We start from the raw sequence: 10,341 nt of genomic DNA, 5'->3' as shown, positions 1-10,341 counted from the left end.
TTAACCAATCCCCTACCTTACGCCCATTCCATAATCCTCCATCTGGTGCTTTCTCCTGGAGTGCCATTTCTAGTTGGGCTTGCCGTTGATCTCAGAGAAATCCTTTTGGCCCTCGATGTTGATGGCGACGATCTACCAATCCTTCTTGACCCTGATGATTGTAGCGACGTGCAATTTTTCTAATGGCCTCCAAACAATAGCCTGTGACTGAAGAAACTTCTCTTGTTGTTTTTCCCTTTGCTAGAAGCCAAATGATTTGGTATCGGGTCCTTTCTATGGGGTCATGGGTAGCTCGGTAGTTTCTTTCTAATTCATCCACACTTAGGTGTTCTTGGATACTTAAGCGTCTTGGCATAATAGCGTTCGCGGTAGCGTTGCGTAGCAATATCGCTCCGGGCCATTATTTTTTTCCTCTTCTATTATACACAAACGATGCTACCGGACATGATATAAGTGATTGCATACTGCAACCTTGGTAAAAAAGCAAAAACAAAAATTGAGTAAATTAAATTGATTGCAGATAGCAAGAGCAACCATCAATATTCCCATGTCAGTCCGATGCGAAATTCCCACTAAGAATGCGTTTTGCGGAGCGACATGAAACGCAGAGCGTGGTGTCAGCAGTATCGTGGAGGAGAGAACTCCGTTCTATCGCTCACGCGAAAATAGCTTTTCGGCGTTGGTGATTGTGGCTATGATTGTGCTTGAATGGCGATAATGCTCCGCATCGCTATCGCGAACGCTAAACTATTAACTGAAAAGAACTTTTTACTTGTCCAAATTTAAGTTTCATAGCTTGATTCACCAACGGCAGCTTTTCTTTTGCAGAGCGTGGAGTCAAATGTATCACAGACCACTTTCTACCACCGTATCTTGGTCATTTGTCAAAAAAATTAGATGCGTTTTCCCTGAGGTATTGCTGCTGAATGCAATGGATTAACGAGAGCTGACTACGCGTGAATACATTGCTTCTGATAACTCTCTACCAAGCATTACACCGATAGAGGATGATTTATCTTTGCAACGGCAGATACCTCAATTGGAAGCTTTACGCGTTGGCGGAGCCTAGCGGCAGCTATATCGCGTCTTAAAAGAACTGAAGGTAGGTAAACAAGCATCCAAATACAAAACGGCACAAGCATTTCTTAATCGCTTTATTAGTGAACTAATCATTTAACTAGTCCTTCTCTTCCGTGTATTACACCGAAATAGGCACTTCTTAACAGGTATTACACGGCAGGAGAAGCTTTGTCATCATGTGGTTTGGGCCTTTTCTCCTCTCTCAAATGTTAAGTAATATTTCGCCAACAGTATCAGAATGGTACAAAAAGGTGCATCTCGATCACAGATGCTTAAAAAGAGCAACTCCAATTCATTTCAGACCGCTATCTCTATCATAATTCCCCTTTTTTTTTCAAGATTTACTCCTTATTTCTTTTTCCTTCTTCCGTAGGGACATTGCATGCAACGTCCCTACCATTTGTAAGTAGTCGTGCTTTTAGGAATTTCCTAGTTAAGAAAGGGAACAGAGAACAGGAAAATAGGATGTATAATTAATTTTCTATAGGAACTTAACAAATATTTGTATTATCTGAGTAGATTGCTGATGATACAGATGCAAATTGCAGCACTTTTGATGATGCTGAGGTACAGTCATAAGACTACTTTTATATTCCCTGTTCCCCGTTCCCAGTTAAGTGTTCCCTAGGACAATAAAACTTTGTACCTCACGCGCCTCCGAAACTCCTGTAAATGTACAATAGTATGATAAATAATCCAAAATCTGGTCAATGATTACTTCTTAATTATTCTTAACGTAAATTTTCATCCATTCATTTTAAGGTATTCAAATAGGCAATTAATTTCTAAGTTTCTGTAGAAATTGATACGGCCAATTGTATAGTTTAGTATCAGTAAGGAAATTTAACATGAGTGTAAACCTAGCAACTCAATTACGTGAAGGAACCAAAAAAGCTCATACAAACGCAGAAAATGTAGGTTTTGTCAAGTGTTTTTTAAAAGGAGTTGTAGAAAAGACTTCCTACCGGACTTTAGTTAAGAATCTTTACTTTGTTTATTCCGCGATGGAAGAAGAGATGCAACGCCACCGGGAACATCCAATTGTTTCTAAGATTTACTTTCCAGTGCTCAATCGTAAGCAAAGCCTAGAAGAAGACCTAAAGTTTTATTATGGTGCTGGTTGGCGCGAGCAAGTGGCTCCTTCTCCTGCTGGTGAAGCTTATGTACAGAGAATTAGAGAAATCTCAGAAAAAGAACCAGAATTGTTAGTCGCTCACTCCTATACTCGTTACTTGGGAGATTTGTCTGGCGGTCAAATTCTCAAGAAAATTGCTCAGAGAGGTATGAATCTAACTGATGGGGAAGGTACTGCTTTCTATGAGTTCCCAGAAATTCCGGATGAGAAAGAATTCAAGAATAACTATCGTCAGGCGATGAATGATTTACCCGTCGATCAGGCAACAGCAGATAGAATGGTTGAGGAGGCGAACGCCGCTTTTGGCATGAACATGAAAATGTTTAATGAGTTAGAGGGTAATTTAATTAAGGCTATTGGTATCTTACTATTCAATACTTTGACAAGAAAGCGCAGCGCTGGTAGTACAGAATTAGCTACTGCTGCTGAATAAATAATGCTTAATTAGTTAATATTGCCTTATCCGGAGAGACTATAGTTTTAAGTTATGTTGGAAATCCTGGGGGTTTGATGGCTGAAGTTGCAGTCACCAAGTCTCCAGGATTTGACGTTTGAAGAGTATTAGGGCTAACTTAAATTCATTAATGGATAATGGATAATGGATAATTACCTCTCCCTAAAACGGATTGGATTGACGCAGAGCGTGAAAATTTTTTCTGATCAAGGGGAGATTGGATATGACGTTTCGCGGAGCGACATGAAAAGCGAAGTGGCTCTGCAAGAGCGGGAGACCTCGCCATCCCATCCTACTCCATGCTGCCTCTTGCCTCCTTCGGAGGAGCTGCGCTAACAGAGGAGCTGCCTCTTGCAGAGGAGCTGCCTCTTGCAGAGGAGCTGCCTCTTGCAGAGGAGCTTCGCTAACGCTAACGCTAACGCTAACGACCGCTCTCTTGGTCGATTGGAGGCTAGCAAGGAGACCTTGCCATCCCATCCTAACGGAATGCTCCGCAAACGACCGCTTGTTTCTCCTTTAAAGGAGAGGCTTTTTACCTTAATTATTCAGTAAAACAATTGGACAAAAGTTGACATAATTGTACATTATTTGTTATCATATAGGCATGTATGTCTAATTTAATTGAAATAAAATCAATATTGCACAAACAAAGATGCAATTAAACCTGACAACTTATAAATGTAAATGTTGTCAATGTGTTTTTGAGGCGATCGCTGAGAGTAAAATGGCTGCTGTCAAAAGATGAAAGCTATGTGTGTCAGTAGGTGGAATTCTCACAGATATTAAGCCTGCTCTTGAAGATAAGTTATATCAAATCCGGTAGCATCGGTATAATATAATCCTGAAGAAATAGTAAGAGTTGGGCGATACTGCTAAGGCAACGCTCCGCGAACGCCATACCGAGATTGTTAAAGCTACAACCACACAAAAGTATCGAAGAGTTGGAAAAACTCTACCGACAAACTCAAGACCCAATAGAACGAACTAGATGACAAATCCTCTGGTTGGTAGCTAAAGGCCACAAAGTAGAAGCAGTGGCTGATGTTACTGGATATCGGCGTGGTTCAATTTACACAATTGTAGGGCGCTATAACCAATTAGGTGTTGATGGATTAAAAGATCGGCGTCATTAACATCAGGGGCCGCAGACCCTACTCTGAGAAATAGACCAAGCAATGCTTAGGCAAACACTACGAGAGCCACCCATAGATGGAGGTTTATGGAATGGAATAAAAGTGGCTGAGTGGATGAGCGAGCATTTAGAGCGTCCTATTCATCCTCAAAGAGGGTGGGAATATTTACGCAGCTTTGAAATGGGTTTAAAAGTACCACGTCCAGCACATGACAAAGGGGACATCACAGAGCAAGAACAGTGGAAAAAAAAACTCAACCAGAAAGTCCAAGAAGTAGGTCAAAAACACCCAGGGGCCACAGTTGAAGTCTGGGCAATGGATGAACATCGCTTAGGGTTAAAACCTATATGTAGAAGAGTCTGGGCTCAGTTGGGAGAACAACCGAGGGCTAATGTTAACTGGAAATACCAATGGCTATGGTTATACGGCGCAAGTTAATCCAAATAATGGTGAAACTTACTACTGGATTTTACCAAAAGTTAATGTAGAGCTTTTTAAGGGAGTTTTAGAAGACTTTGCAAGAGAATTTCAGTTAGCAGAAGACAAACACATTATCTTAACCATTGATAGAGCTCGATGGCATACAAGTTCTGAGTTAAAGATTCCTTTGGGCTTGCACAAGCGAGTATTTGCCAGCCTACTCGCCTGAATTACAACCAGGACAAAGGTTATGGCCTCTAATTAATGAACCGATAGCAAATCATTCATTTGCTAGCCTTGAGGAGCTAGAAGAAGTTTTGTTTAAGCCTTGTCAAGTTCTTTTCAAACAGCAGTTTCTCATCAAGGCTATAACCGAGTATCATTGGTGGCCGAAAGTTCAAGTTTAATTACACCGATGCTACCGGATTTGATATTATTTGATAATTTGGGATTCTTTGAACTACTTGTTAATATTAACTGTCCCCTATTACTTATAAACTTACTTTCATACCTTAATTCAGCAATGCCGGTAAGTTTAGTAGAACGGAGATATCTAGCGCTACGCGCAAGTCAAGAGATAAAAGACAAAAGTAATCTATGACTAAGCTTTATAATTCATCTTCAGTGTAACCTAGTACATTAATATTGACACTACAAAACCCCGTCTGTCCAGGACGAGGTTTTAAATTTTGCCAAATGCAAAAAAAATATGTTTAACTACACTGATTCATTACCTTAAGTTTAAAGAGGTCTCTGTTCCCACTATTTCCCTATAATTCATCTTTTAATCTGACAACGCCAAAATTTAATCTTGTGTTTCTGCCCCTACTGATCTTAATGAGGAGCATACAAGTAGCAAACATTTTCCGATTTCATACTTAGAGTACCTGTCTATATAGTAATTTTATCTGGGTTGTAGAGAAAATGTCCAGGCACAAAGCAACAGATAAAAGGCCAAAAACTACAGGCCACAGAGGCCAGAATTTCAGACTATTTATCAAAATTTTGTATTTCTTAAAAAGTATGTATTTATTACTATAGCATAATAAAAAAGAAGACAGCAAGTTATTCAAGGAAAAAACTTCACAGGTAATGTTTTTGAGTCAGGTGGTGAAAGCTATAAGGGATATGAGGGAAATGAATCTTGAGTTGATCAACATAGGACTTACGCACGCGAACCCAGAAATATGGTGGCAGATGTCTATTGTTCAAACCAACAATTTCTCCAAGAAACCCCGTTTCTTTGTGTAAGTCCTAAAATAGTTTTTTGGTCATTTTGAGAATATATATATCGGAACTTTGTGACGATTAAGAGTTGATTTTGCGATAATTGCCGTAGCAGTTAAACTTATAAAGTAACGATGGAAAAAATAGGATAGTTTTAATATGGTATCTTTTAAGATTCTTGTGGTGGATGATGACCCAGCAATTAGAAACTTAGTTCATCGCTTTTTAAGTCAACAAAACTATCAAGTAGAGTCTGTACAAGATGGTCAAACAGCCTTAGTTTTATTTAAGGAATTTCAACCAGACTTAGTTGTTTTAGATATCAATCTACCAGACACTACTGGTTTTCAGCTTTGTCAGGAAATGCAAAGTTATAATGATGTGTTAGTACTGATGTTGACCAGTCTAGCTGATGAAGCTGATAAAGTCAAAGGTTTTGGCTTGGGTGCTGACGATTATCTCACAAAACCATTTGGTTTAGTAGAACTTGGTGCCCGTATTAGAGCACTATTGAAGCGTCCCAGAATACTTTCTCAAAAAAAATCAGATCAACTCATATTCGGGGATTTAGTAATAGATTCTACTAGTAGAGAAGCGAAATTTCAGAATAAAATTATCCCTCTAACTCATATACAATTTAATTTATTATCTTGTATGGCTAGTAAACCTGGCTATGCTTGGAAACGCTCCGAATTGTACAATAAAGTCTGGGATAGTGAGTGGGTAGGAGACCTAAAGTGTTCTGACGTACACGTTGGTCAGATTCGCAAAAAGTTGAGAGAATCTGGTTGTGATTTTGAGTATATAACAACTGTTTGGAAAGTAGGTTATAAGTTTGAAGTTCCAGCAAAAAATGATTCTATATAGGAGTCAATAATTTTAATTTTCCCTGGTGATTTTTATAAGTTTTTGTTCCTCTTCTAGTTTGCATAATCTTGACATGCTTATTTGATAAATACTTCAAAATACTGCTGATATTGCTGTTTATATTTGTGCATTTTTAACTAAGACAAAGCTTGAATTTGACTAATTTGATTTAGCAGTTTTTTGTTGATTAAAATGTGAATATTTCATAGTAAAATAACCCCACACTAAAATATTGGTGTGGGAGTACATCACTAATACAAAATATGCATCTACTGGCAGGAGAAAAAAAGCAATTTAATCAATGTTTCTCTCCTTTAACTATCCTATTGCGCGTAGCGCAATAGTGGTGAAAATTACAACAAAATTAAGAGCAGTAGTAAGAAATTACCAAGGAAAAATAAAGGGGTTGCAGAAGGTAATTTTTTCTGGCTTTGGTAAGAATAATTATAATCGCTATGAGGAACAATATCTACAATTAGAGTAATATTATCATTACCTACCACATAAACAACATCTTCAGGATAAATTGTAATTTCTTGGAGACATTTAGCATTCCATACACTACCTCGATAGCGGATTCTACCAAGTTCATTTGGTAGAATGATTTCATCAACAACTGCTTCCTTAGACATGGCTAACAGATATGGATTATCTGAACTAGAATTTTTTAAGACACCATTGAAAGTATTTAACATTTATAACTCCTATCCTAATATATAAGTTACCTGTAGAAAAATAGTAATTAGTAATTGAACTATGATTTTGGGGTGAATACCTCTAACTCAAGTTTTTTATTGACTTTTAACTTGTTCCAATAATCTTCAGTGAATCAAAGATCGACTAGCTAATTGCTATAGAAACTTTAGTATTAATTTTGTTCTATATTTTAAGCTTCGGTCTTCCTAGTTGTAAATCTGGAATTTTTGCTCGAAAGTAGAAACTTTTTTTCAATCAGGAGTTAAGCTCTCTTTTTTCTAAGAAAGTGATCTTTTTAATTTCCTTATTTCCCTTAATACCAAGCGTGATAAATGTTTGTTACAAATGGTACAAGTAATATCAAATACGTTAATGTTTGCTACAAAAGTATTGATAGAGAGATGGGGGGATGGGGAGATAGGGTAGTATGGTGATTGGGTAATGGGAAAATTCTTAAGTAGCACAATTTTTTGTATTTCATATAAGGAAGAGGGAAAACCAAAGTTGGAAGAAGGAAGAAGGAATAAATAATAAAGAATCAATAATATCAAATCCGGTAGCATTGGTGTAATTAGATAAGGAGTCAGGAGGTGCGGAGAAATATTGGATTTGAACTATTAAATTTTTAAATTCGTATTCAATAGAACATCTGTATTAAGAGGAAGTAATACATGCGATTACTGTATAATCGGATTTTATAGAACCCATTTGAGATCTATTTAGAAATAGATAAGGAGGTGGAGAGTATTTTCAACCTTTTTCCCATATTCCTTCCCTACATCTCCTGACTCCTGACTCCTGACTCCTGACTCCTGACTAAAAACTTAATCGCCGACAAAGATACCAAATGGGTTCTATATAATTAATAACTGTACTTTGAGATTTTTTACACCGAAAATGGCTTCAAAGCTAGTATTAGCAAGGGAAATACCTCACAGTGCTAAAAATAGCTAAAACCTAGATATATCAATAAAACAGTTAATTCTAGGTTAAAACATTACTGCATAAGCTTTTGAGCTGATGTGTAACTTATTTTTTTCTAAAGTCCAGATAATTAATAATTGTTGAAGAATGCAGTTTCATACCTAAAATCAGCAACTCCTAAAACAAAATCCTCTTACCACGGGGAACCAATCATCGTAAATGCTGCCCAATAATAAGGATGAGATAAATCTCTCTTACCTCCTCTGACTAACTCCGGTGGTAGAGGCAAATGTTGATTACCATTTCGGAGGATATGACCATCTTTTAAATTCACCTCTCCCCGTAACATTGCCAATTGAGCTTCTCGTAATGCTTCTGCTTTAATAGGTCTTTTTGACAAATGCTGATAAAACTCAGTCATTAAAGCTAATGTACCAGTATCGCTAACATACCAAAGACTTGCCAAAGCAGACTTTACTCCTGCTTGCACTGCCAACCCTGCAAAACCTAACTCAGCATCTTCATCTCCCACAGCAGTAGTACAAGCACTCAAAACTAATAATTCTACCTGGGGACTATACAAACGTAACTGACGCAGCTCATTTAAGCGTAGCTTAGTATCCCAAAATTGAATATAAGAATTGTCAGCACCCCCTGGATGAAATTCTCCATGAGTAGCTAAGTGAATAATTCTGAATTTTTCTTTGCTGCGTTGCTGCTTCAAATTTTCGAGAGTAAATTCTTGATTTAAAAAAGACTTACCACGCCAAAGATTATTGACAATGGTTTGAAGTTCTACAGGAACTGCAGGTAGAGGGGTTTGGTTAGCATGAGCAGGAAATTCAGATGCTCCCATTGCTAAAACTTGAGCACCATTTAATCCGACATATTTTGTATCTGTTAAAGTGAAATTAGGAATTAAGCCTAAACTATATTTTTCTACTAGGAATTGTTGACCATCGTGTAGAGCTGCTATCGGAATAGTTCTCAATCCACTATCCATCGAAAAAATTGTCATATTTATATTATTAGCTACCAATTCTTGAGCTATTGGTGCAATTAACCATTGATATAATTTTTGAGCATTTGATAAATAATCATGAGAATCTAATTGACTAGGGGTTCTAATCTGGTTGGTGAATTTTTTAGCAACCTTAATTACTTCATCCCTGCTTTTCTTAATACTTTTAACAACTGGTTTACCATTGGGCAAAAATAATTGTAGTTCTAAATAATTAGGTTGTGCAGAGACGTATATAATTGCTGGTCTGATGCCTATTTTGGCAACACTGCTGAGAGTATTGCGGATATTTGCTGGTGTGGCAGCTCTCTTAGAGATATTTTTTCCTAAATAACTAGCAAATTCTCTGCCTCTGGTTAGTTCTATCTGGGATACAGTATCTGTTAAGCTAATTTGATGGAAATTATTCTTGGGAGAAATTTCTGAAGCAGTAGTTGTAATATTTTCTTCTACGACTATGGTTGGAGTTTGTTTCTGGGAAGACTTACCTTGAGCAGGATTTTCCATAGCAACCGTTTGCTCGGAAACTGGTGGAGTTAGGCTAGAGTTGGTATCTTCTAAAATATTAGAAACTGCTGGAGTTTGACTAGAGTTTGTATCTTCTAAAATAATAGTTGTCTCTGGATTTTCTAAAAGAAGTTGAGAAGTATTTGTTTGTTCTAATTCTACTGTGGTTTGATTTTTATTTTCTAGGACTAATGGCAGAATTTGTGATTCTGAATTTATAGATGCTTGGAGATTATCTACATTTTCTGTGACAGAGTTAGTAGGTTCATAACTATCTAAAAGTTGTGAACTTGTTTCGGGGTCTTGAGATGCTATCTGTATTTCTTGGTTTGTGTTTAAGGATGGTTCATTATTTTCGTCAATAGGAATTTGAGTTGTTTCTACCTCAATATTGTTTAATACTTCCTCTAATTCTGGTTGAGTCACTACAGCAGCTTGGTTATCTTCATCAGAATTACTAGATTCTGTTGAGTTTGGTTGGGGTTGAATTTCTTGAGTTTGTTCCCTGTTCCCTGTTCCCTGTTTAGAGTTATTATTCTGTGATTGAGAATTTTCTACTTCTTTTAGATCGAACCTATTGGGTAGAGAGCGATCTGGCAAAATAGTAAATTTTCCATCTGTAATTGCTCCTACAGAACCGTTAGTTGTGGCATCTCCTACAGTAAATGTTTTTCCTGTACTAATACCAATATTTCCTCCTGCTACTTCTCCTGCGGTAGAAATGCTGGCAATATTCTGATTTTGACTGAGAAAAGTACCTGTTATTCTGAGAGTATTGTCTGTACTAATTTCTACATTACCTCCAATATTTCCACCTTCTGTTTGTATAGAGATAACTTCAATATTATTTTCCGCACTCAATTTAACTTCTCCAGCA

Annotated in this window: 5 protein-coding genes and 1 pseudogene; 3 read left to right on the top strand and 3 right to left on the bottom strand. The window is 37.2% G+C overall.

The annotated features are described in order from the left end of the window. Positions 1 to 91: 91 nt before the first annotated feature. Positions 92 to 355: a helix-turn-helix domain-containing protein gene (locus tag ACP6PM_RS08160; RefSeq protein WP_426583515.1), complete on the bottom strand. Its 264-nt coding sequence runs from the start codon at positions 353 to 355 to the stop codon at positions 92 to 94. A 1,573-nt stretch (positions 356 to 1,928) separates the two neighbouring features. Between ACP6PM_RS08160 and ACP6PM_RS08155 the strand changes: the two genes are divergently transcribed. The 3 genes and pseudogenes from ACP6PM_RS08155 (at position 1,929) to ACP6PM_RS08145 (ending at position 6,316) form a co-directional block, all read left to right on the top strand. Further along, positions 1,929 to 2,648 (top strand): biliverdin-producing heme oxygenase, encoded by a 720-nt coding sequence (locus tag ACP6PM_RS08155; RefSeq protein ID WP_426583513.1) that lies wholly within the window; start codon positions 1,929 to 1,931, stop codon positions 2,646 to 2,648. Positions 2,649 to 3,565: 917 nt separating this feature from the next. Beyond that, positions 3,566 to 4,629, top strand: a pseudogene (locus ACP6PM_RS08150) (IS630 family transposase). 979 nt (positions 4,630 to 5,608) lie between these two features. Further along, the gene (locus ACP6PM_RS08145) at positions 5,609 to 6,316 is read left to right on the top strand and encodes a response regulator transcription factor (protein ID WP_426583511.1); all 708 of its coding nucleotides are present in this window, start codon (positions 5,609 to 5,611) and stop codon (positions 6,314 to 6,316) included. A 353-nt stretch (positions 6,317 to 6,669) separates the two neighbouring features. On the opposite strand, the gene ACP6PM_RS08140 is transcribed toward ACP6PM_RS08145, so the two are convergent. Continuing rightward, positions 6,670 to 7,011 (bottom strand): NfeD family protein, encoded by a 342-nt coding sequence (locus ACP6PM_RS08140; RefSeq protein WP_426583509.1) that lies wholly within the window; start codon positions 7,009 to 7,011, stop codon positions 6,670 to 6,672. Positions 7,012 to 8,129: 1,118 nt separating this feature from the next. Then, on the bottom strand, positions 8,130 to 10,341 hold a 2,212-nt coding region (locus ACP6PM_RS08135; protein ID WP_426583507.1), incomplete at its 5' end, for a CHAT domain-containing protein.

The sequence above is a fragment of the Dapis brunnea BLCC-M229 genome (assembly GCF_050015995.1).
GTDB lineage: Bacteria > Cyanobacteriota > Cyanobacteriia > Cyanobacteriales > Microcoleaceae > Trichodesmium.
This window is presented reverse-complemented; position numbering and strand designations above follow the sequence as displayed.